Below are 22,718 nucleotides of genomic sequence, written 5' to 3'. Positions count from 1 at the left end.
TTATTTATTATTCAATTGGCTAGGCTGAAGTATGGTCGTAACGCGTTCGTTTTTGCCACCATCAGCAATTAATTTTTGAGTCTTCATATTGTAGGTAATCACTTTACCTTTAATGATGCTATCGTCTTGAGTTAATTCTGCGTTATCCGTCATTTTTAGAAATTCTTTTTCTAATTCATAACGCAGTTTATTGGCTTTACCTTTAAGAGTTTTACCATCATCAGTTAATTGGCTAAAGCGTGTCGGTTTACCATACGCTTCTAAGATCTCACGACCTTCTTCTCCTTGAGGGCGAATAACGATAAGTTTGTCAGCAAAAATTTCGATGCTGCCTTGTTTTAGTGTTACATCACCAATAAATGTCACTTGATTACTTTGCATATCAAAGTTTTGTGAATTTGAATTAATGTGAATTGGTTGCTCTGTGTCGCTGCTTAATGCCCAGCTTGGAGAGCTTAACAATAAGCCAGCAAGTAGACTAACGTGTGAAAGCTTCATAGATACCTTGTACATTTTTTAATAGGGTCGTTTGTTGGCTAGTAAAGTTACCTTTCATGCCTACGCCGGTGGTTTCAAACGTCGGACCAACTAAGTTAACGACATCTTCTGTCGAAAAATCTTTTGTGGAAAGCTCTATTGTTATGCTATCGGTCGTCATCGTGTCGAACGCTGCGCCTGGCAGTAAGTTTTTGACAATGACATTCCCGCTTAAATAGAGCTCATGCTTTTTATTTAGGACGCCAAGATCAGAAATAATTTCCCACTCTTTGAGTTCTCCATCTTTAAAAACAAAAAGGTGTGGAGTGGTAAAATTAGTTTCACCGGTTTTAGCAAAACGCTCTAGGGCTTTGGCATCAATTTGGTAATTACGAACACCACTTTCGTCATAATTATTATTGCTGATGTCTCTACCAGTAAAAACAGGAACCTGTTGATCAGGAGTTACTTGCTGATTATTTTGAGCGTACTCGTAATACAAGTAATAGCCAGACCAGCTGGAGATCATCAATAATATTGTCATGAAAAGGTGTTTCAAGGTCATATACTTAAACCTTTATGCTGCTCAAGTTCGCCTTTGGCTTCAAGGATAAGGTCACTGACTTCACGAACAGCACCATGACCACCTTTAATGGTTGTAACGTAGTTTGCACGTTGCGCAAGTAATGGGTGTCCATCTGACACGCAGACTTTCAAGGCAACTTTTTCCATTACTGGCCAATCAATAAGATCATCACCAATATACCCAGTATGCTCAGGCGCGACATTGAGTTTAGTTAAAATATCTTGATAGGCTTGCAGTTTATTATCTTGTCCTTGATAAATTAGTTTAATACCAAGGGCCGTCATACGGTTTTCTACAATTTTAGAATTGCGTCCTGTGATGATGGCGATTTCTACGCCCGCAGACATTAATGATTTAACACCGTAGCCATCGCGAGTATGGAAGGTCTTTAACTCTTCACCATCATTACCCATATAAACTAGGCCGTCAGAAAAAACGCCATCAACATCGCAGATAAGTAATTTAATGTCTTTTGCGATATTAAACACGGTTTCGTCGACATTACCGTAGAGTGTTGAAATGAATTTAGTTGTCATTACATTACTCCCGCTTTTAGTAAATCGTGCATATTAAGTGCTCCGACTAAACGATGGTTTTCATCGCATAACAGTAGGCCATTAATTTTCTTATCTTGCATTAAGTTCAGGCCTTCAACTGCCAGCAGGTTTGGATTTGCAACGGCTGGAGAGTGTGTCATCACCTCACCAATTGTTTGGGTGTGAATATCAACTCGATTATCCAATAAACGACGTAAATCACCATCAGTAAAAATACCAATGACTTTTTGTTCGTTATCAACAATGGCTGTCATCCCTAATCCTTTTTCAGACACTTCAAGCAGTGCTGTTTTAATTAGAGCGTCTTTCGTTACCATTGGCAGTTCATCGTCTTTGTGCATGATATCAGACAATAATAGCAGTAATTTACGGCCAAGTGCGCCACCTGGGTGAGATAAGGCAAAATCATCCGCAGTAAACCCTCTTGCTTGCAGTAGAGCGACAGCAAAAGCATCACCCATAGCAAGAGTTGCTGTGGTACTTGACGTTGGCGCTAACCCTAAAGGACACGCTTCTTGAGGTACGGTAATTTGTAAGTTTACATCGGCTACTTTTGCCATGCTTGAATCAGGGTTACCTGTCATGGTGATTAATGTAATACCAAGGCGCTTAATAACCGGTAATAGCGCTAAAATTTCACCCGCTTCACCTGAGTTTGAAATGGCAATTACTACATCGCCTTTTTCTATCATCCCCAAGTCTCCATGGCTTGCTTCACCTGGGTGCACAAAGAAAGAGGGGGTGCCTGTACTTGCTAATGTCGCTGCAATTTTATTACCTATGTGGCCCGATTTACCCATGCCCATTACAACTACTTTACGCTTACATTCCAACATTAATTGGCATGCTTTAGCAAAATCATCATTAATGTAGTTGTTCAGTTGAGTGAGTGCATCTATTTCAATTTGAAGTACATTTTTTCCTGCAGTGCAGAAATCAAACTGAGTTGCCATCGGGGTACCACCTTTATTTTGGTTATAACAGATGTATGATTTGGATGAGTAGCGTATACAATTATTATGCCATATACCAGAGGTAGTTCAAGCTAGTGGGGATGGTTATGAGGATGAATAAATGAAATGAGTATGGGTTGTTAATTAATAACGTGTGTTTACTAATTAACAAACCTATATTTTTTTAAATGAGAGTACGCTTATATTGTGTAAAAAAGGTAGCCTTGATATACCAAGAAGCATGTCACTAACACACCGCCTTCAATTCGGTTAATACTGCGACTCTTACCTAGTGCCATAAATAGCAATAAAACAGAAACGCCCATCATGACATAAAAATCACGACTCATTAAATCAGGGCTAATTGCTGATGGGTTGATAAGTGCTGGTAGCCCCATAACCGCAAGGATATTGAAAACGTTAGAGCCAATAATATTACCTGCTGCCATGTCATCTTCACCTTTTAATACACCCGCGACAGACGCAGCCAGTTCAGGAAGACTTGTGCCTAATGCAATAATCGTCAAGCCGATCACTAGATCACTCATGCCAAAGAATTTAGCAATAACAACGGCATTATCAATCAGCATATTTGCACCAACGGGTAGCAAAATAAGCCCAACAACAACCCAGAATAAGGCAATTTTATTATCTACGCCTTCAGGAATTTCAGACTCTTGCTCTTCGAGAAGGATATCCCCATTTTGTTGTTCGCTTTTACTGATATAAAGCATCGCGATAATAAAGGCAGCAAAAAGTACAATTAATAATACCCCTTCGTAAAAACCAAGGTAGTTGTTATACATGATAGCGCCTGCTAACAAGGTCACAATCAACATGAGTGGTAGTTCACGACGAATGATACCAGAGCTAATAGCAAGAGGCTTAATAATAGCGGTAATACCTAAAATTAACGCAATGTTCGCAATGTTTGAGCCTATTACATTACCTACTGCGGTATCTGTTTTACCATCTAATGCTGCTGCGGCTGATACCATCATTTCAGGTGCGGATGAGCCCATAGCTAAGATAGTCATACCAATCACAAGAGGAGAGATACCGTAGTTTTTCGCTAATGCAGCAGAACCAAATACCAGTTTATCAGCGCCCCAAACGAGCAGAGAGAGGCCGACAATAAGAAGTAGAGTTGGCATGAGCAGCTCTGTCATTGTGTTAATTTCCTTTTGTAGAAGATATTTTATAGTTGAGGGGAACAATTTTGACGCTTATCTGACAAAAAGGAAAGAGAAAAGGACTCCTTTACTTAGGGATTCTCGCAAGAATGTTAAAAAAAAGAAATGGGATCGGTAACTTAACGTATACTAATGAAGGTGTTGTTAGAAAGTGATTTTAAATGAATTATATTGATATGGATAACGAAACAACCTTAATAAAAGTAGAAAACCTCACTTTTAAACGTGGTGAGCGAGTGATTTTTGATGACATTAGTTTGTCTGTCCCAAAAGGAAAAATTACCGCCATTATGGGGCCGTCAGGGATAGGTAAAACGACACTATTACGACTGATTGGTGGGCAGATTTTACCTGAGTCTGGAGATATTCATTTTGAAGAGTGGAATATTCCTAAACTAGGCAGAAAGGCGCTTTATTTAGCTCGAAAAAAAATGGGCATGCTATTTCAATCAGGGGCACTTTTTACTGATATGAGTGTCTTTGATAACGTGGCTTTTCCATTACGAGAGCACACTCGATTACCAGAAGAACTTATTCGTACTTTAGTGCTATTAAAGCTCGAAGCAGTAGGGTTGCGCGGTGCTTCTGATTTAATGCCGAGTGAGTTATCGGGTGGCATGGCGCGTCGTGCAGCATTAGCTCGTGCAATTGCATTAGATCCTGATTTAATTATGTATGACGAACCTTTTGTTGGCCAAGACCCAATAACCATGGGGGTCTTGGTTGATTTGATCCGTAATTTAAATGATGCGTTAGGTTTGACCTCAGTGGTGGTCTCTCATGATGTACCAGAAGTCATGAGTATTGCGGATCATGTTTATTTATTAGCAAATGGAAAAGTCATTGCTCAAGGCTCGCCAAAAGAATTAGAAGAGAATCCAGATCCTCAAGTTCGGCAGTTTTTGGATGGGCGTTCTGATGGCCCTGTCCCTTTTCGGTTCCCAGCCAAACCATTAAATGAGGTGTTGTTTTCTTATGAGTAACTTTTCTCTTATCTCATCTATCGAGCAACTTGGTAAGCGTACTTTATCGGTTTGCGAAGCATTTGGGCGTGCGACGTTCATGTTATTAGGCGCTTTGATTTCAAAGCCTCAACCCCTCAAAATGTTTCCATTGCTATTAACGCAACTGTATTCCGTTGGGGTTCGCTCTTTAGTTATTATTGTCGTCTCTGGCTTATTTATCGGAATGGTTATCAGCTTACAAGGCTACATTATCTTGGTTGATTACGGTGCTGAAACCAGTTTAGGGCAGCTTGTCTCTTTATCTTTATTAAGAGAGCTAGGGCCAGTGGTTACGGCATTATTATTTGCAGGGCGCGCTGGCTCTGCTTTAACCGCAGAAATTGGGTTAATGAAAACCACCGAGCAACTCTCAAGTATGGAAATGATGGCGATTGATCCTCTACGCCGTGTTATTGCACCGAGATTATGGGCTGGAATTATCTCAATGCCATTACTTGCAATGATCTTTATGGCGGTAGGAATATGGGGCGGTCAAATTGTCGGTGTTGAATGGAAAGGGATTGATTATGGTAGCTTTTGGTCATTAATGCAGTCATCAGTTGATGTGCATTATGACATCGTAAACAGTTTAATTAAGTGTGTGGTGTTTGCGTTTATAGTTACGTGGATTGCCTTATTTAATGGTTATGATGCGACGCCAACGTCTGAGGGTATTTCGCTGGCAACAACACGAACGGTAGTGCATTCGTCACTGGCGGTATTAGGAATTGATTTTGTGCTGACAGCACTGATGTTTGGGAATTAATTATGCAGCAGACACGTAAAGTAGAATTTTTTGTTGGCCTTTTTGTATTAGCCGGAATGGCAGCGTTACTCATGCTATTACTTAAAGTTGCGGATGTTCGAAGTGGTGGCAGTGGTGAGTATTATACGCTAAATGCTCAGTTCGATAATATTGGCAGTTTAAAGTCACGCTCGCCTATAAAAGTTGGTGGTGTTGTGGTTGGGCGTGTAGAAGGCATCACGCTAGATACTGAAAGTTATTTACCAATAGTAAGCATGGAGATCGATAAACAATTTGGTTCTTTTCCTGAAACCTCTGCGGCACAAATTTTAACCTCAGGATTAATTGGTGAACAATACATAGGCATAGTACCTGGCTTTATTGATGAAGACATTGATATGCTTGGAGACGGTGATTATATAGAAGACACTAAATCGGCTTTAGTTCTAGAAGATATGATAGGCCAAGTGCTGTATAGCATTGGTGGTGATTCGTCAGAGAAAAGTGAGAATGAGTAATGAAACAGTGGATTAGCCTATTTGCCCTTATAGTAAGTTTATTTACAGGTACAGTTCAGGCTCAAGATATCGATAAAACAAAACCATACGAAATGATGGCTCAGGTATCTGAAATGACGTTTGCACGCTTGAAAGCAGAGCAAGCTGCGATTCAGTCTGATCCTAATGTATTAAAAACGGTGGTTGATGAAGAGTTAATGCCATACGTCAATGTGAGATATGCCGCTTATAAGTTATTAGGCACTCATTTAAAGAAAACCTCACCAGAAGAACGTGCTGAGTTTGTTACTGCGTTTCGTGATTATTTAGTGTCATCTTATGCTCAAGTATTAACGCTATATACAAACCAACAAATTGTATTAGAAAAAGCGAAAAAAATACCTGAGGGTAAAAGAATTATCAGCGTTCGTGTTGATATCTTAGATTCTGCCCGCCCAACGGTAAAAGTGGATTTTAAACTGCGTAAGAATAAGAAAACGGGAGAGTGGCAGGCATTTGATATGGTTGCCGAAGGCGTCAGTCTTTTATCCACCAAGCAGTCAGAGTGGAATGGTAAAATTCGCAAAGAAGGCATTAGCTCAGTAAGTAAAGAATTGGCGTCTTTAGCGCAGCAACCTATTCGCCTAGAAGGCAGTAAATAATGCTAATGGTGGACTTATGTGAGACGAAAATAGATGAAATTCATCTAAATGGAGCCCTTGATCGTGAGACTGTGCCGAATATTTGGAAAGAATTGACAGAATGGAAACCTAAATCAACACAAGTAAAGGTAGACTTAGGTCACGTTAATCGCATTGACTCAGCAGGGGTAGTGTTACTTTTACACCTAATAGAGCATGCAAAAAATCAAAACTGTCATATAATGCTAGCTTTCGTCCCTGATCAGCTCATTACATTAATTCAATTAAGTAATGTGGAATCATTGTTTGCTGATCACTTAATAACGCAAAAGGTAGAGTAATGGAAAGCGCCGAGATTAAAGAATTATTAGACGCAGCACTTCAACTTCAAGAGATTCACGTTAAAGGTGAAGGAAGCCATTTTGAAGTTATTGCTGTGGATGAATCGTTCAATGGAATGAGCCGAGTTAAAAAACAACAAACCATCTACGGACCTTTGATGGAACACATCTCAACAAATACCATTCACGCTCTATCAATAAAAGCGTTTACTCCGGAAGAGTGGGCACGTGATAAAAAATTAAATAGCTTATTCTAAGAGGCCCTTTGAATGTATAAGTTTCGAATTCAAGGAAGTGAACAACCACTTTCTGGAGAAGTTACGATTTCTGGTGCAAAAAATGCTGCACTGCCAATTTTATTTGCAGCACTGCTGGCTGAAGAACCAGTAGAAGTTGCAAACGTTCCAAAATTACGTGATGTAGATACAACTATGGAGTTATTACAACGCCTAGGTGCTAATGTTTCTCGTAATGGTTCAGTTCATATTGATGCTAGCGGCGTTAATGATTTCTGTGCACCGTATGATCTTGTAAAAACGATGCGTGCATCAATTTGGGCGCTTGGCCCATTAGTTGCTCGCTTTGGTAAAGGCCAAGTGTCGTTACCTGGTGGTTGTGCTATCGGTGCTCGTCCTGTTGATCTTCATATTCACGGACTTGAGCAACTTGGTGCAACGATTAAGCTTGAAGAAGGTTACGTTAAAGCGGAAGTTGATGGTCGTCTGAAAGGCGCTCATATCGTAATGGATAAAGTAAGTGTTGGTGCAACAATCACTGTAATGTGTGCAGCAACATTGGCTGAAGGTAAAACTATTTTAGAAAACGCAGCGCGTGAACCTGAAATCGTTGATACTGCTAACTTCCTAAATGCGATTGGTGCGAAAGTATCAGGCATGGGTACAGATACTATTACTATCGAAGGCGTAGAGCGTCTTGGTGGTGGTTATCATGAAGTGGTTGCTGACCGTATTGAAACCGGGACTTTCTTAGTTGCTGCTGCGGTATCTGGCGGTAAAGTTGTTTGTAAGAACACAAAAGCGCATCTACTTGAAGCCGTTCTTGCTAAGCTTGAAGAAGCCGGTGCAAAAGTTGAAACGGGTGAAGATTGGATTAGCCTGGATATGACTGGTCGTGAGCTTAAAGCGGTAAATATCCGTACAGCACCACACCCTGCATTCCCAACAGACATGCAAGCACAGTTTACTTTGCTAAACATGATGGCAAAAGGCCCAGGCATTATTACTGAAACGATTTTTGAAAACCGTTTCATGCATATTCCTGAACTGCAACGCATGGGCGCTCATGCTGAAATCGAAGGTAATACCGCTATTTGTGGTGATACTGATGGTTTAAGTGGTGCTCAAGTGATGGCGACGGATTTACGTGCCTCTGCAAGCCTTGTTATTGCTGGTTGTATAGCGAAAGGTGAAACAATTGTTGATCGTATTTATCATATCGACCGTGGTTATGATAAGATCGAAGATAAGTTAACCGCATTAGGTGCGAACATCGAAAGAGTTCGTAGCAGCGAAATCTAATCAATAGATTAGTTTGCTAAAAAAGCTAAGCGGAAACCGGGTATATAATGACCCGGTTTTTTATTGTTTGTATGTAGGAGAAACACTTATGATCGCATTGTTACGCCTAGTTGCTTTGGCTATCTTTGCTGTCTTTACGTTTGTATTTGGTTGTGGCTATTGTTTACTTAGCCCACGAAATCCAAAACACGTTTATACGTTTGGCTTGTGGTTTGCTCGTATGTCACGAGTGTTTGGTATTAAACTTGAAGTACGCGTTCCTGATAGTGTAAAAAATGCAGGCCCAAGTTTGTACATTGCCAATCACCAGAATAACTGGGATCTATTTACTGTTTCTGGTGCTATCCAGCCTCGTACAGTAACGGTTGGTAAAAAGAGCTTAGCGTGGATGCCACTGTTTGGTCAGTTATATTGGATCACTGGTAATATCTTGATTGACCGTAACAATCGCAGTAAAGCGGTAGGTACGATTGCTCAAGTTGCTGACAATATTAAAAAACGTAATGTGTCTGTTTGGATGTTTCCAGAGGGTACTCGTTCACGTGGTCGTGGTTTATTGCCATTTAAAACTGGCGCATTTCATGCCGCGCTTGCTGCTGAAGTACCAGTAACTCCAATTGTATGTAGTAGCACTGATGGCGTTAAATTAAATCGTTGGAATAACGGCACTGTTATTGTTGAAATTTTACCTCCAATAAGTACTGACGGTTACGACAAAAATAACGTACGTGATTTTGCAAACGAATGTCGTGAACAAATGAAAGTTAAGCTAGAAGAATTAAATAAAGAAGTTGCCGAGCGTAACCAAGCTTAAATTTTAATTATAATAATTATTAAGGGGTGTATGGCTTGCTATATGCCCTTTTTATTTAGTGTGCAGAATAAAAATGACTGAACAAGTTATCCTTGTAAATCAACAAGGTGAAACCATTGGGACCATGGAAAAGCTAGAAGCCCACCAAAAAGGGTTATTGCACTTGGCTTTTTCCGTTTTGCTGTATCGAAAAACAGAAGATGAGTATGAATTTCTATTACAGAAGCGTGCAGACTGTAAATATCACAGTAAAGGAAAGTGGAGTAATACTTGTTGCTCTCATCCAAGGTTACATGAATCGGTCGAGCTTGCTGGCGAGAGACGATTGGAAGAAGAGATAGGTATTACGAGTGTTAACGCTAATGTGTTTGAAAATCTAGGTTGGTTTATTTATCAAGCTGAGTTGGAGAATGGATTGAGTGAACATGAGCAAGACTACATATTACTGGCTAATACACCTGATGTGGAATTTACGCTGAATCCTGATGAAGTGAGTGATATTCAGTGGTGGAGCCAGAGCCGCATTAAGCAAGAATTAACAAATAATCCTACTGTATTTTCTGTATGGTTTGAAACGGTTTTTGATAAAGCGACACAATATTTATCGAATTAATTGTATTGGCATAAAAATAAGGCAGAGATTAGTGATACCAATGACTGCCTTACTTGATTTACTGCATTGCTGGTGTTAATTATTTACGAACAGCAATCGCTTCAATCTCAATACCAACATCTTTTGGAAGACGAGCGACTTCAACACAAGAACGTGCAGGGTAGTTCGCTACTTTATGCTCATCAAAGAAGTTGCCATACACTTCGTTTACTGTGCCAAAGTCATTCAGATCTTTTACGAAAACGGTCATTTTTACAATATCAGATACCGTTAGGCCTGAAGCCTCTACAACGGCCTTAACGTTCTCTAAAGATTGGCGAGCTTGCTCTGCAATATCATCAGACACTTCACCTGTCGCAGGGTTTACAGGGATTTGGCCTGAAGTTAGTACCATATTACCAAGATCAACACCTTGAATGTATGGGCCAATTGCAGCAGGTGCATTGTCTGTATGAAGAACTTTAGTCATTGTAATGATTCCTTTTTGATTGGTATTAGGTTCAATAAATCCAATATAAAACAAACCTTATCAATAAAAAAGCCCCAGAAGATCTGAGGCTGAAAAATATTGAACTAAGTATGAGATTAATTTAAATCAGTAACCACTTCGCGTGAATATACTTTTTCACAGTATTTGCATTTTAAATGGATATCATCTTTTTTAGTGATAACTTTAAAACTGCTATCAACCGGCTCACCATGAGTAATACAGTTACTGTTTGGGCACTCGAATACCCCAGTAATGTGTGAAGGAAGAACAAGAGGGATTTTTTTCACGACCTCATAATTTTCAATTTGATTTACTGTTGCGTGTGGCGCATATAATGACAATTTGCTCGCTTGCTCTGGCGTGACAAACGTATTTTCAATTTTAAGTAAATCTTTCGCTCCTAACGCAGAAGAGGGAAGGTTTAAACCAATCGTCACTCGCTCTGCTGTCTTATCCATTTGAAACAGTTTAAGTACTTTTACCCCAATGTTTGCAGGGATGTGATCGATTACCGTACCGTTATTAATTGCTTCAACGCGTAATTGAGTTTTGTTAGGCATCATCATTTCTCCCTAAAGTGTTTCGTTAAGAACAAGAGCTAATAAAGCTTGTCGAGCATAAACGCCATTTTCTGCTTGTTGGAAATAGTAAGCATACGGCGTGCTATCAACATCAGTATCAATCTCATCAACACGAGGTAGCGGGTGTAATACCTTCAAGTTATTACGTGCAGGCGTTAGGTTTTCTGCAGATAGGATATAAGCAGATTTAATGTGCGCGTATTCTGATTCATCAAAGCGTTCTTTTTGAACGCGAGTCATATACAGAATATCTAACTCAGGAATTGCTTCATCCATGCTATTTAGCACTTGATATTCAATGCCAAGTTCGTCTAACTCTTCACAGATATAATCTGGCATTGCTAAGACTTCAGGTGCGATAAAGAAGAACTTAATACCATTAAATTTTGCTAATGCTTGGGTTAATGAATGAACGGTACGACCGTATTTTAAATCCCCTACAAAAGCGATGTTTAGATTATCTAAACGGCCTTGGGTTTCATAGATGGTGTATAAGTCTAATAGTGTTTGCGTCGGGTGTTGGTTTGCACCATCGCCTGCATTAATAACTGGAGTACCGTTAGAGAATTCAGAAGCTAAACGTGCAGCCCCTTCTTTTGGATGACGCATAACATAAGCATCAACATAAGAGGTAATCACTTGAACTGAATCAGCCAGTGTTTCACCTTTTTGAGCAAGGGAAGTATTGCCTGCAGTATCAAAACCGATAACAGAGCCACCTAAGCGTTGAATTGCGGTTTCAAAAGAAAGACGGGTACGAGTTGACGCTTCAAAAAAACAGCTAGCAACCACTTTATTTTTTAATAAATCAGGTTGAGGTTCTTTTTTAATGTTCCCTGCAGTTTCTACAATCAGTTCTAACTCTTGACGAGAAAGTTCTGGAATAGAAAGGATGTGCTTTTGGTATAGCGAGTTAGCCATAGTCTCTCTTCCCTTTTATTTATCATATTGAAGTCAAAAAAAAGCCCCCTATAAAATAGGAGGCTTTAAAAAATCGTTAATTAGGAAACTCAAAAAATAGGGGACCACCACACTTTGCTAGTGCAGATACATGGTCAACCACTGTATGAAGATAAGTCAATAACATCACAATTTCCTAATAAATTGCGCGGGATTATACTCGTATCGAAATTCTAAGCAAGCGTTTGCATCAAATTTTCTTTTGATTACATTTTAAAACAAGAGGGATTAAGCCCCTAGTGTTGCAACCATAACAGCCTTGATGGTATGCATTCTATTTTCTGCTTCATCAAATACAATAGAGTAGTCAGATTCAAAGACTTCATCAGTGACTTCGAGCCCATTCATGCCATATTTATCTGCAATTTCTTTGCCTATTGTTGTCTCGTCATTATGGAAGGCTGGCAGGCAGTGCATGAATTTTACGTTCGGATTATTGGTTGCTTTAATCACATCCATATTGATTTGATAAGGGGTCATTAAGGCGACACGTTCATCCCAAGCTTCGGGTGCTTCTCCCATAGAAACCCAAACGTCAGTGTATAAGAAATCACAATTCTTCACGCCTTGTTGTACCTCTTCGGTCAGCACAATTTTAGCCCCTGTTTGCTTCGCAATGTCTTGGCACTGAGCAACGAGTTCCTCTTCTGGCCAAAATTGTTTTGGTGCAACAAGGCGGATCTCCATGCCCATTTTAGCGGCACCAACCATAAGAGAATTTCCCATGTTATTACGTGCATCACCAAGGTATGCAAAAGTAAGTTGGTTTAATTGCTTACCATTTGCATATTCTTGCATAGTAAGAAAATCAGCTAAAATTTGAGTTGGATGGAATTCATCAGTTAATCCATTCCATACAGGAACACCAGCATGCTCACCCAGTTCTTCAACAATCGATTGACCAAAGCCGCGGTATTCGATGCCATCGTACATGCGTCCGAGTACACGAGCGGTATCTTTCATTGATTCTTTTTGACCAATTTGAGAGCCAGACGGGCCAAGATAAGTGACTCTTGCTCCTTGATCAAAAGCGGCAACTTCAAAGGCACAGCGTGTGCGAGTAGAGGCTTTTTCAAAAATAAGTGCAATGTTTTTACCTGACAGGCGAGGTTGCTCATACCCCGCGTATTTTGCTTTTTTTAGCTCAGCAGATAGCTCAAGTAAATGTGCAATCTCTTTAGGGGAAAAATCTAATAGTTTTAAAAAATTTCTATTACGTAAGTTAAAAGCCATCGTGTGCTCCTTGCCATGCATGCTAATCCGATAAAATTCATTTAAACATATAAATGCATATAATGTGAATTTATATTTAATTTATTTTATATTGAGGCTAAATGCCGTCTCTTTCTATTGGACAACTCATGCAACGCGCACCACCACGACCACGGCCTAATTCATCGCCTGTAATTGGAAGAACCTTGATACCAGCTTTGTCATATTTCTCATTGGTATAAGTATTACGCTCATACGCTACGACAACGCCAGGTTTTATGGTCAGCACGTTATTGGCATCGTGCCATTGCTCTCGTTCGGCTTCATAGCTATCCCCGCCAGTCGTAATGATATTCAACTCATCGAGATCTAACGCTGCCATTAATACATTTTGAAAATTAGGCATCTCTTTAATCGCAAGGTGCTGTTCACCACAAGGCGTAATTGACCAATTTCAGAGCCAACAAATAGCTTATTCATAAGATTCCTTTCTAATATCTACAGCTAGTAAGAGAAATCATACCGTATAGTAGGGGATTATTCTTTAATTATTGAAGTATTAGGGGATTTGAGTTGGTCAGGCTATAATGGCTACTTACTCATTTATTATTTAATACAGTGTGGAGTCTTACTATGTCTCAAGAAGATGAATATCTATCGGTTGAGCAATTTCTTGAATTGCAAAAAGCGGAAACGCGTGAAATTATTGAATCGCTAAAAGCCGATGGTAGTGAGCCGGATGCACTGTATGCGATTGAACACCATTTAATGGCTGAAGATTTTAAAGCGCTTGAAAATGCGGTTGTTGAAGCATTTAAAATGGGCTTTGAAGTACTAGAAGCGGAAGAGCTTGAAGACGAAGACGGTGCGAAGATCTTATGCTGTGACGCAGTAATGGATTCAGCATTAGACGCTGATGTGATTGATGCTCAAGTTGAAAAATTAGTAAACCTAGCTGAAAAGCACGACATCATCTATGATGGTTGGGGTACTTACTATGAAGGCGAAGACGCTGAATATGACGTTATTGAAGATGGCGACGAAGATTAATTCGTAGCAAAAATTCAAAAGAACATATATGCCCTAGACGTGAACCACTTCTAGGGCATTTTTTTAAGGATGAATATGTCAGTCAATTCAAGAATTTTACTTAATAATGAGCAAGCGCTGTGGCAAGTTTCACCGCTCAGTGAGACCTCATTACCCATTAAAGATATTCCAATTCAGCAAGGTATTGCTTCTGCTTATGCGTCATTATCTGCTTCTGAAGTTAATGATCAAGAGTGGCATGTGATGCGATTTTTTGAGGTGGATGAAACCTTACTAAATTACCCTGCGATTGAATTAGTAATGAGTGGCACCTCCCGTTACGCAGAAGTTCGAATTAATGGTGTCGCTGTATTTGATTGCACTGATAACATGACGCGTTACCGTAAAAATATTAAAGACTACCTTCAATTAGGCGGTAATCGTTTTGAAGTTCTATTCTTAGAAGAAGACGAAGATGATTGGTTACTGGATGATGACTTTAGTGAGCAAGTCTGTGAAATAAATCAGGCTTATCATCGCCGTTTTGGTGCTGTTCAGGATGTTGATATTAAAGATGATATTGGTATTTTTGGCGTGTGTTTCTTCCAACCGATCCCACACCTGGCGTTAGATCATATTAGTGTTGAGCAAATTTGGCATCATGGCTGTGAGTTAAAGGTAAATGTTTATTTTAAGACATATAAGCCAGATTTAATCTCAGCAAGTGTTAAGTTTGATGGCATGACATTGACGTTACCTGTAAACGTAAGAGGCGATCATATTTCTGCATTGTTTCAAGTTGAGGCGCCAAAATATTGGGATGATAACGCTCAAAATCCCGATGATTTATACTCAATAATAGTGACATTGGATGGGCAGCAGCATGAGTTAGAAATAGGCTTATGTCGTACAGAGAATGTTATTCATTTCCCGTTATAGTTGATAGCGCTATTTCTGATCACTTATTGTGATTAGTATTTGTGAATTTCCTCTAGATAATAAAAAAGGTCGATGCGTTCACATCGACCTTTTTTTTATGCGTTTCAGTAAATTAACTTAATAATATTAAGGGTAATTTACAGCGCAGCGATTGTTACTTTTTGTGCTTCTAGTTTAGCCAGTGTTTCTTTATAGCCTTCTAGTTTTTCACGCTCTTTAGCGATAACCACTTCAGGTGCTTTAGCAACAAAACCTTCGTTACCTAATTTACCTTCAATGCGTTTAATCTCGCCTTGGATTTTTGCTGATTCTTTATCTAAACGAGCAAGTTCTGCATCTTTATCGATAAGACCCGCCATTGGGATCATCAACTCTGATTTACCAACAAGAGAGGTTGCACATGCTGGTGTCTCTTCATTGTCAGCAAGCACTTTGATGCTGTCTAGTTTCGCTAGAGAAGTCAGAACAATCTCATTGGCTTGAATACGCGCAGCGTCTTTTTCGTCAGCGACTTTAATCATCACATCTAAGCCTTTGCTTGGTGCGATGTCGTATTCAGCACGTAAGTTACGAATGCTTGTAATGAAGGCTTTAACCCACTCAAGATCAGCAACCACATCAGCATTGAAGTTTTCTTCATTAAACTGAGGTAATGCTTGAGTCATGATAGTCTCACCTTCAACACCGTTAACTAGCGGCTTAACGCTCTGCCAGATAGATTCAGTGATGTAAGGAAGAACAGGGTGAGCAAGACGTAATGTTTTCTCAAGAACCGTAATTAGCGTGTAACGCGTTGCACGTTGTTGTGCTTCAGTACCTTTCCATAGAACCGGTTTAGTTAGCTCTAAATACCAGTCACAGAATTGGTTCCAAATGAATTCATACAGCGTATTTGCTGCCATATCTAGACGGTAGTTTTCTAGGTGTGCATTAAATTCTTTTGCTGCGATTTCAAACTGAGATTCGATCCACTTGTCTGCTAGTGAGAACTCAAGTTCTGCACCTTCAGTCATGCCACAATCGTGCTCTTCTGTGTTCATTAATACGTAACGGCTTGCGTTCCATAGTTTGTTACAGAAGTTACGGTAACCTTCAAGACGTTTCATATCCCAGTTGATATCACGACCCGTTGAAGCCATTGCAGCAAGAGTGAAGCGTAAAGCATCAGTACCGTATGGTTCGATACCGTTTTCAAAGGTTTTACGTGTTGCTTTTTCAATCTTCTTCGCTAGTTGAGGTTGCATCATGTTGCCACAACGTTTTTCAACTAACTCTTCAAGACCAATACCATCGATCATATCGATAGGGTCAAGTACGTTACCTTTAGACTTAGACATCTTGTCGCCGTTTTCATCACGGATAAGGCCCGTCATGTAAACTGTCTTAAATGGTACTTGTGCATTACCTTCTTCGTCTTTTACGAAGTGCATGGTCATCATGATCATACGAGCAACCCAGAAGAAGATAATATCAAAACCAGATACTAATACTTCTGATGGGTGGAATGTTTTTAGTGCATCTGTGTTTTCAGGCCAGCCTTGTGTGCCGAATGTCCAAAGTGCAGAAGAGAACCATGTATCAAGTACATCGTCATCTTGGCGTAGAACTACAACAGGAGCGAGATTGTTTTTCTCACGAACTTCTTCTTCAGTACGACCTACGTATACTTTGCCGTCGTTGTCGTACCATGCTGGGATACGGTGGCCCCACCAAAGTTGACGAGAGATACACCAATCTTGTACATCACGCATCCAAGCAAAGTACATGTTTTCGTATTGCTTAGGAACGAATTGGATTTGACCATCTTCAACCGCTTTAACCGCAGGTTCAGCAAGAGGAGCAGTACGTACGTACCACTGGTCAGTCAGCATTGGTTCAATTACAACACCGCCACGGTCGCCATAAGGAACGGTTAAATCGTGATCTTTAATTTCTTCAAGAAGACCTAGCTCATCAAACTCAGCTACGATGGCTTTACGAGCAGCAAAGCGCTCCATACCACGGTATTTCTCTGGGATCTCAGTGCTATAAACATCACTTTCTTCGCCGTTTGTTGTGAATACTTCTGCAGTATCACGAATATCCGCGTTGAATGTTAGGATGTTGATCATTGGTAGGCTATTACGTTTACCTACTTCGTAATCGTTAAAGTCATGAGCTGGAGTGATTTTCACACAACCCGTGCCTTTGTCCATATCCGCGTGCTCATCGCCAACGATAGGAATTAAACGACCAACGATAGGAAGTTCGATGTGTTTACCGATAAGATCTTTGTAGCGAGGATCTTCAGGGTTTACCGCAACACCAGTATCACCAAGCATGGTTTCTGGACGCGTTGTTGCTACAACAATGTAGTCTTTACCGTCAGCAGTTTTAACACCGTTTGCTAGTGGGTAGCGGAAATGCCACATGAAGCCTTTTTTGTCTTTGTTTTCAACTTCAAGATCAGAAATTGCAGTGTGCAGTTTCGGATCCCAGTTAACTAGACGCTTACCACGGTAGATAAGATCTTCTTCGTATAGACGAACAAAGACTTCTTGAGTTGCAGCAGATAGGCCATCATCCATTGTGAATCGTTCACGATCCCAATCTACAGATGCACCTAAGCGACGAAGTTGTTTCGTAATTGTGCCGCCTGATTCTGCTTTCCATTCCCAAATTTTGTCGATGAAAGCGTCACGACCGTAATCGTGTTTTGTTTTGCCTTCTTCTGCCGCAATCTTACGCTCAACAACCATTTGAGTTGCGATACCTGCGTGGTCAGTACCCACTTGCCAAAGCGTATTCTTACCTTTCATACGTTCAGCACGGATAAGTGTATCCATGATCGTATCTTGGAAAGCGTGACCCATGTGTAGGCTACCAGTGACGTTTGGTGGCGGGATCATGATGCTATAAGCTTCTTTTGATGTGTCACCGTGTGGCTTAAAGTAGCCTTTTTCTTCCCAAGTCTGGTACAGAGCTTGTTCTATTGATTGCGGGTTATATGTCTTTTCCATAGTGTTCGTCACGAATATCTCTATTAAAAAGTGGAATGCCAAATATCATAATTAATGGCTCATTATTAAAAAGAACAAGTATATGAGTCATTTAGCTATGATGATTGGCACTATTTTAATGTCTCGGTTTGCATGGCTCGGCCTGCATTACGGTATATTTTATACCTTTCTCGAGCGTGTTGTTTGCTTTTTTCTTCACAAGGTACGAAGTCTACCACTTGAGCAAAGGAAACCGCAAAATTTGCGACCTCTTGAGCTAAATTTATTAAGACATGACGTCGGCCTGATGATCGTAACGTTCCCCAACCAATCTCAATAGGGGAGCCAGATTTTGGTCCCTCTCCAATTAAGTTGTGTGGAGTAAATTCTGATACTTCATTCTGCCAAAGCGCTTCATCAATTGATAAAGCCTGTTCCTTATCTTGAGCTAATATATACACTCTCGCATTTTGAGAATAATAATAATGAGCAAGCTGACACACAAATTTCAACAGTCCATCTTGAGTGGCTGTTGGGGATGTGGGTTCAAGGACATAAAAAAGTGCTTGGCTCATAATCTCTCTTACTTAATAAATGACGGAAAGAAGCTAAATCGCATGTATTAAAAAAGGGCCATTTAGAGGCCCTTTATATCATAAAACGAAGTGATTTATTCTACGTTTTCTTGGCCTGAACGATTCAGTAAGAACTGGACAAGCAATGAGACTGGTCGGCCTGTAGAGCCTTTATTAGCACCAGAGACCCAAGCGGTTCCCGCACTGTCAATATGAGCCCAGTGGTATTTCTTAGCAAAGCGGGCTAGGAAACAACCAGCGGTGATAGTACCAGCTGCTTTTCCGCCAATGTTAGCCATGTCTGCAAACGGGCTGTTTAATTGCTCGTTGTACTCTTCAGACATTGGTAAACGCCAAGCGCGATCACCTGATTGCTCAGAGGCATTAATAAGTTCATGAGCTAAAGGATTGTGGTTTGCGATTAAGCCATTGATATGATGACCAAGTGCAACAACACAAGCTCCTGTTAATGTTGCCACATCGACAACACACTCAGGCTCATAACGCTCAACATAAGTTAGTGCATCACACAGCACTAAACGACCTTCAGCATCGGTATTTAATACTTCAACTGTTTGGCCTGACATCGTGGTTAAGATGTCACCAGGGCGGTAAGAATTACTGCTTGGCATGTTTTCACAACCAGCAAGAATACCTACAACGTTTAATGGTAGATTAAGCTGTGCTAGCGCTTTCATTGCACCAAATACAGACGCAGCACCACACATGTCGTACTTCATCTCATCCATACCATCACTTGGTTTGATAGAGATACCGCCTGAATCGAAAGTCAGACCTTTACCAATAAGTACGATAGGTTTCGCAGTTGGATCAGAATGGCCTTTATATTCCATAATCGACATCATAGATTCATTATGAGAACCTTGACCAACGGCTAAGTAAGACGTCATGCCTAGTTTCTTCATCTCTTCTTCACCGATAACTTTAGTCGTTACGGTTTCATAATCGTCAGCAAGACGACGAGCTTGAGAAGCTAAGTATGCAGGGTTTGCTACGTTTGGTGGCATGTTGCCTAAATCTTTCGAGGCTTTTACGCCAGAAGCAATAGACAAACCATGGTTGATTGCTTTTTCACCTAAGTTTAGTTCACGGCGAGTTGGTACATTAAATACTAACTTGCGTAATGGACGACGCGTCTCAGGTTTATTGCTCTTAAATTGATTAAAGGTATATAGGCTGTCTTTAGTAGACTCAACAGCTTGGCGAACCTTCCAGTACGTATCGCGACCTTTAACGTGAAGCTCTGTTAGGAAACATACCGCTTCCATAGAGCCTGTTTCATTTAGTGTGCTGATGGTTTTTTTGATGATATCTTTATATTGACGTTCACCAAGCTCACGCTCTTTACCGCAACCTACTAATAAAACACGCTCAGAAAGAATATTTGGTACTTGATGCAATAACAGCATTTGGCCCGGTTTACCTTCTAGATCACCACGACGAAGTAATGAACTAATGTAACCGCCGCTAATTTTATCGAGCTGTTCTGCTATTGGAGATAAACGACGTGGTTCAAAGACACCAACAACGATACAAGCGCTGCGTTGTTTCTCTGGACTGCCACTTTTTACACTGAACTCCATGCGTACTCCTACATCCTAAAGACAAATAGAACTAAATGTTAGATAATGAGCAAAATCTAGTTAGATACTATACTATGTAGTGTTCCGATTTCGCAGGCTAACATCTAGCCAAAGATTAAAAAATAAATGGTTTACACGGAAATTATAGTGATTCTGGCAAAAATACAAGTTTTCTATAGGTAGATTCGACGTGATTATTATTAGATATTTGATCAAGGAGACATTAAAGAGTCAATTTGCGATCTTTTTTGTGCTTTTTTTGATCTTCATGAGTCAAAAGTTTATTAGCATTTTAGCGGATGCTTCTGATGGAGACATTCCTGGTGGTTTGATTTTGTCTTTGGTTGGCTTGAATATGCCAGCAATGGGCTTATTGATGCTTCCATTGAGTATTTTTATTGGTATTTTACTTACCTTTGGTCGTCTCTATGCTGAGAGTGAAATAACGGTAATGAATGCGACAGGAATGGGGAACTCTATCCTTATTCGTGCCGCATTATATCTGGCTTTAATCACCGGGGTTGCTGCGGCGGTAAACTCATTGTGGTTGTCTCCTTGGAGCCAAGAAAAAACCACTCAATTAATGGAAACGGTTGAATCGGATGCCGGTATTGATTTATTGCAAAAAGGTCAGTTTCAGCGATCTCCAGATGGTAAAGCCGTTGTATTTATTGATGATATCAGCAACAAAAATGGTAAGCAGCTAGAGAATATATTTTTAGCTCAGCCAGTGCCACATGAGTCATTACGCCCAAGCGTACTCGTCGCTGAAAAAGGGGTCGTTAAAGAACTTCCTGATGGTCGTCAGGTCTTAGACTTACAAGACGGAACCCGTTATGAAGGGATACCGACACGTTTAGATTATCTTGAAAGTAACTTTAAATCCTATGAGCTCTTAATTGGGCAGAAAGATGTGAAAGAGAAACGTCGAGACTGGGATGCGATACCGACATTAGATTTAATGAAACGTGGTGAGTTAGAAGCAAAAGCAGAGCTACAATGGCGTATTTCTTTGATTATTTGTATTCCATTATTAACCATGGTTGTTGTGCCTTTATCTGCCGTTAACCCACGTCAGGGACGCTTTGCGAAGCTGGGGCCTGCGGTTCTTTTGTATCTTGCCTATTTCCTATCATTAAGTGCAGGAAAGTCAGCCATTGAAGATGGTGGATTAGCGCCTTATATTGGATTGTGGGCCATTAATGCCGTGCTATTAATTATCGGAATTGTATTGAACTCAATGGACAGTGTGTTTGTAAGGCAATTGAAAGAAAAAATGCGGAGAAAACCAAAACATGTTTAAGATTTTAGATTGGTATATTGGCCGTACAATCATTGCGACCTCTGCATTATGCTTGGTTACCTTGGTTGGTTTATCTTCAATTATCAAATACGTTGAGCAATTACGTAAAGTGGGTAGAGGGACATACGATCTTCTCGATGCGTTGTATTTTGTTATTTTAAGTATGCCACGTGATATTGAAATGTTTTTCCCAATGGCAGCATTACTTGGCGCCTTGATCGGCCTTGGTATGTTAGCTGCAAGCTCTGAATTAGTGGTAATGCAAGCTGCAGGCTATTCAAAGCTAGATATTGGTATCTCAGTACTAAAAACGGCTATTCCTTTAATGTTAATCGTCATGGCATTAGGGCAATGGGGCGCACCGCAAGCACAAAAGATGGCACGTGATTTACGAGCATTTGCCACATCGGGCGGTAATATTGCAGCGGTAAGAGCTGGGGTCTGGGCAAAAGATGCCAATGATTTTATTTATTTAGCCCGAGTGGATAATCAAGCTAAGCTTTACGGTGTGACGGTATGGCAGTTTGATGATGAGCATAAACTAAATAATATTTTATTTGCACGTAAAGCGGATTATCAATCTAAAGATGCGGGTTGGATGCTGAGTGATGTTTCTATTACTCAGATGAAAAATGAAGCAAAAATCAGTGAAAAGAAAGTGGATACGTTGAATTGGGCTACGACATTAACACCAGATAAGTTGGCGGTGGTAACGGTTAAGCCTGAAGAGCAGTCTCTTACTGGTCTTTATGATTATGTGAATTACTTAAAAGATTCAGAGTTAGATGCAGCACGTTATGAGTTGGCATTTTGGCGTAAAGCACTGCAGCCTATATCGGTTGCGGTAATGATGCTCTTAGCGCTCTCATTTGTGTTTGGCCCATTACGAAGTGTGACGATGGGGGCTCGTATTTTATCTGGTGTGATTGCTGGCTTTACCTTCTATATTTCGAATGAAGTGTTTGGTCCAATGACATTGGTATACAACATTCACCCGATATTCGGCGCTTTAGGGCCCAGTTTGATATTTTTATTTATAACCTTAGGGTTACTAAATAGAAAGCTTTAACGTAAAAAGGAGGTACCGC

Annotated in this window: 25 protein-coding genes and 1 pseudogene; 13 read left to right on the top strand and 13 right to left on the bottom strand. The window is 40.3% G+C overall.

The window, feature by feature from the left end; translation table 11 throughout:
- The 5 genes from lptA to PVK63_RS11795 all read right to left on the bottom strand — a co-directional run bounded on the left by lptA (position 1) and on the right by PVK63_RS11795 (position 3,742).
- The gene (gene lptA, locus PVK63_RS11815; protein WP_130086899.1) at positions 1 to 498 is read right to left on the bottom strand and encodes a lipopolysaccharide transport periplasmic protein LptA; all 498 of its coding nucleotides are present in this window, start codon (positions 496 to 498) and stop codon (positions 1 to 3) included.
- On the bottom strand, positions 479 to 1,042 hold the full coding sequence (lptC, locus tag PVK63_RS11810; protein ID WP_130086900.1) for an LPS export ABC transporter periplasmic protein LptC: 564 nt from the start codon (positions 1,040 to 1,042) through the stop codon (positions 479 to 481). Before lptC ends, lptA begins: the two co-directional genes overlap by 20 nt.
- Positions 1,039 to 1,599 (bottom strand): 3-deoxy-manno-octulosonate-8-phosphatase KdsC, encoded by a 561-nt coding sequence (kdsC, locus tag PVK63_RS11805; protein WP_130086901.1) that lies wholly within the window; start codon positions 1,597 to 1,599, stop codon positions 1,039 to 1,041. Before kdsC ends, lptC begins: the two co-directional genes overlap by 4 nt.
- Entirely contained in the window at positions 1,599 to 2,573 is a 975-nt protein-coding gene (kdsD, locus tag PVK63_RS11800) for an arabinose-5-phosphate isomerase KdsD (RefSeq protein WP_130046919.1), read from the bottom strand. Before kdsD ends, kdsC begins: the two co-directional genes overlap by 1 nt.
- 200 nt (positions 2,574 to 2,773) lie before the next feature.
- The gene (locus PVK63_RS11795) at positions 2,774 to 3,742 is read right to left on the bottom strand and encodes a calcium/sodium antiporter (protein WP_130046918.1); all 969 of its coding nucleotides are present in this window, start codon (positions 3,740 to 3,742) and stop codon (positions 2,774 to 2,776) included.
- A 200-nt stretch (positions 3,743 to 3,942) separates the two neighbouring features.
- On the opposite strand from PVK63_RS11795, the gene mlaF reads away from it, so the two are divergent.
- From mlaF to idi, 9 genes are all read left to right on the top strand, one after another.
- Complete coding sequence (gene mlaF, locus PVK63_RS11790; protein ID WP_165371191.1) at positions 3,943 to 4,749, top strand: phospholipid ABC transporter ATP-binding protein MlaF; 807 nt, start codon at positions 3,943 to 3,945, stop codon at positions 4,747 to 4,749.
- Positions 4,742 to 5,536, top strand: coding sequence for a lipid asymmetry maintenance ABC transporter permease subunit MlaE (gene mlaE, locus PVK63_RS11785; RefSeq protein WP_130086903.1), 795 nt, complete (start codon positions 4,742 to 4,744; stop codon positions 5,534 to 5,536). Before mlaF ends, mlaE begins: the two co-directional genes overlap by 8 nt.
- 2 nt (positions 5,537 to 5,538) lie before the next feature.
- Entirely contained in the window at positions 5,539 to 6,033 is a 495-nt protein-coding gene (mlaD, locus tag PVK63_RS11780) for an outer membrane lipid asymmetry maintenance protein MlaD (protein WP_130044386.1), read from the top strand.
- Positions 6,033 to 6,674 (top strand): phospholipid-binding protein MlaC, encoded by a 642-nt coding sequence (gene mlaC, locus PVK63_RS11775; protein WP_130044385.1) that lies wholly within the window; start codon positions 6,033 to 6,035, stop codon positions 6,672 to 6,674. Before mlaD ends, mlaC begins: the two co-directional genes overlap by 1 nt.
- Positions 6,674 to 6,994 (top strand): STAS domain-containing protein, encoded by a 321-nt coding sequence (locus PVK63_RS11770; protein ID WP_130086904.1) that lies wholly within the window; start codon positions 6,674 to 6,676, stop codon positions 6,992 to 6,994. Before mlaC ends, PVK63_RS11770 begins: the two co-directional genes overlap by 1 nt.
- Positions 6,994 to 7,251, top strand: coding sequence for a BolA family iron metabolism protein IbaG (gene ibaG / locus PVK63_RS11765; protein ID WP_122036590.1), 258 nt, complete (start codon positions 6,994 to 6,996; stop codon positions 7,249 to 7,251). The genes PVK63_RS11770 and ibaG overlap by 1 nt, the downstream gene beginning before the upstream one ends.
- A 12-nt stretch (positions 7,252 to 7,263) precedes the next feature.
- Positions 7,264 to 8,532, top strand: coding sequence for a UDP-N-acetylglucosamine 1-carboxyvinyltransferase (murA, locus tag PVK63_RS11760; RefSeq protein ID WP_130046913.1), 1,269 nt, complete (start codon positions 7,264 to 7,266; stop codon positions 8,530 to 8,532).
- Between the two features lie 88 nt (positions 8,533 to 8,620).
- On the top strand, positions 8,621 to 9,346 hold the full coding sequence (locus PVK63_RS11755; protein ID WP_130086905.1) for a 1-acylglycerol-3-phosphate O-acyltransferase: 726 nt from the start codon (positions 8,621 to 8,623) through the stop codon (positions 9,344 to 9,346).
- Between the two features lie 73 nt (positions 9,347 to 9,419).
- On the top strand, positions 9,420 to 9,959 hold the full coding sequence (idi, locus tag PVK63_RS11750) for an isopentenyl-diphosphate Delta-isomerase (RefSeq protein WP_130086906.1): 540 nt from the start codon (positions 9,420 to 9,422) through the stop codon (positions 9,957 to 9,959).
- A gap of 79 nt (positions 9,960 to 10,038) precedes the next feature.
- Here idi and PVK63_RS11745 read toward each other — a convergent pair whose 3' ends face one another.
- From PVK63_RS11745 to PVK63_RS11725, 5 genes and pseudogenes are all read right to left on the bottom strand, one after another.
- Positions 10,039 to 10,428, bottom strand: coding sequence for a RidA family protein (locus PVK63_RS11745; protein ID WP_005417516.1), 390 nt, complete (start codon positions 10,426 to 10,428; stop codon positions 10,039 to 10,041).
- 116 nt (positions 10,429 to 10,544) lie between these two features.
- Positions 10,545 to 11,009: an aspartate carbamoyltransferase regulatory subunit gene (pyrI, locus tag PVK63_RS11740; RefSeq protein WP_130087030.1), complete on the bottom strand. Its 465-nt coding sequence runs from the start codon at positions 11,007 to 11,009 to the stop codon at positions 10,545 to 10,547.
- 12 nt (positions 11,010 to 11,021) lie between these two features.
- Complete coding sequence (pyrB, locus tag PVK63_RS11735) at positions 11,022 to 11,951, bottom strand: aspartate carbamoyltransferase (RefSeq protein WP_130046911.1); 930 nt, start codon at positions 11,949 to 11,951, stop codon at positions 11,022 to 11,024.
- A gap of 267 nt (positions 11,952 to 12,218) precedes the next feature.
- Positions 12,219 to 13,223 carry an ornithine carbamoyltransferase gene (gene argF, locus PVK63_RS11730; protein WP_130046910.1) on the bottom strand — a complete coding sequence of 335 codons (1,005 nt, stop codon included), beginning with the start codon at positions 13,221 to 13,223 and terminating at the stop codon, positions 12,219 to 12,221.
- A 97-nt stretch (positions 13,224 to 13,320) separates the two neighbouring features.
- A pseudogene (locus tag PVK63_RS11725) lies at positions 13,321 to 13,653 on the bottom strand (arginine deiminase family protein); the annotation flags it as partial.
- Between the two features lie 182 nt (positions 13,654 to 13,835).
- On the opposite strand from PVK63_RS11725, the gene rraB reads away from it, so the two are divergent.
- Together rraB and PVK63_RS11715 are read left to right on the top strand one after the other, a co-directional pair.
- Positions 13,836 to 14,252, top strand: coding sequence for a ribonuclease E inhibitor RraB (gene rraB, locus PVK63_RS11720; protein WP_130044378.1), 417 nt, complete (start codon positions 13,836 to 13,838; stop codon positions 14,250 to 14,252).
- A gap of 75 nt (positions 14,253 to 14,327) precedes the next feature.
- Positions 14,328 to 15,170 carry a glycosyl hydrolase 2 galactose-binding domain-containing protein gene (locus PVK63_RS11715; RefSeq protein ID WP_130086907.1) on the top strand — a complete coding sequence of 281 codons (843 nt, stop codon included), beginning with the start codon at positions 14,328 to 14,330 and terminating at the stop codon, positions 15,168 to 15,170.
- A gap of 137 nt (positions 15,171 to 15,307) precedes the next feature.
- On the opposite strand, the gene PVK63_RS11710 is transcribed toward PVK63_RS11715, so the two are convergent.
- The 3 genes from PVK63_RS11710 to pepA all read right to left on the bottom strand — a co-directional run bounded on the left by PVK63_RS11710 (position 15,308) and on the right by pepA (position 20,327).
- Complete coding sequence (locus PVK63_RS11710) at positions 15,308 to 18,169, bottom strand: valine--tRNA ligase (RefSeq protein WP_130087032.1); 2,862 nt, start codon at positions 18,167 to 18,169, stop codon at positions 15,308 to 15,310.
- 110 nt (positions 18,170 to 18,279) lie between these two features.
- Positions 18,280 to 18,723 carry a DNA polymerase III subunit chi gene (locus tag PVK63_RS11705; RefSeq protein WP_130044376.1) on the bottom strand — a complete coding sequence of 148 codons (444 nt, stop codon included), beginning with the start codon at positions 18,721 to 18,723 and terminating at the stop codon, positions 18,280 to 18,282.
- Positions 18,724 to 18,818: 95 nt separating this feature from the next.
- Positions 18,819 to 20,327 carry a leucyl aminopeptidase gene (gene pepA, locus PVK63_RS11700; protein WP_130046907.1) on the bottom strand — a complete coding sequence of 503 codons (1,509 nt, stop codon included), beginning with the start codon at positions 20,325 to 20,327 and terminating at the stop codon, positions 18,819 to 18,821.
- A gap of 190 nt (positions 20,328 to 20,517) precedes the next feature.
- On the opposite strand from pepA, the gene lptF reads away from it, so the two are divergent.
- On the top strand, positions 20,518 to 21,630 hold the full coding sequence (gene lptF, locus PVK63_RS11695; RefSeq protein ID WP_130046906.1) for an LPS export ABC transporter permease LptF: 1,113 nt from the start codon (positions 20,518 to 20,520) through the stop codon (positions 21,628 to 21,630).
- A complete protein-coding gene (gene lptG, locus PVK63_RS11690) occupies positions 21,623 to 22,699 on the top strand; it encodes an LPS export ABC transporter permease LptG (protein ID WP_130046905.1) in 1,077 nt (358 codons plus the stop codon). Before lptF ends, lptG begins: the two co-directional genes overlap by 8 nt.
- Positions 22,700 to 22,718 lie beyond the last annotated feature (19 nt).

The organism is Aliivibrio sp. S2TY2, assembly GCF_028765525.1.
Taxonomy (GTDB): Bacteria; Pseudomonadota; Gammaproteobacteria; order Enterobacterales; family Vibrionaceae; genus Aliivibrio; species Aliivibrio finisterrensis_A.
The sequence above is the reverse complement of the archived record's forward strand: the minus strand, read 5'-3'. Positions and strand labels throughout refer to the sequence as shown.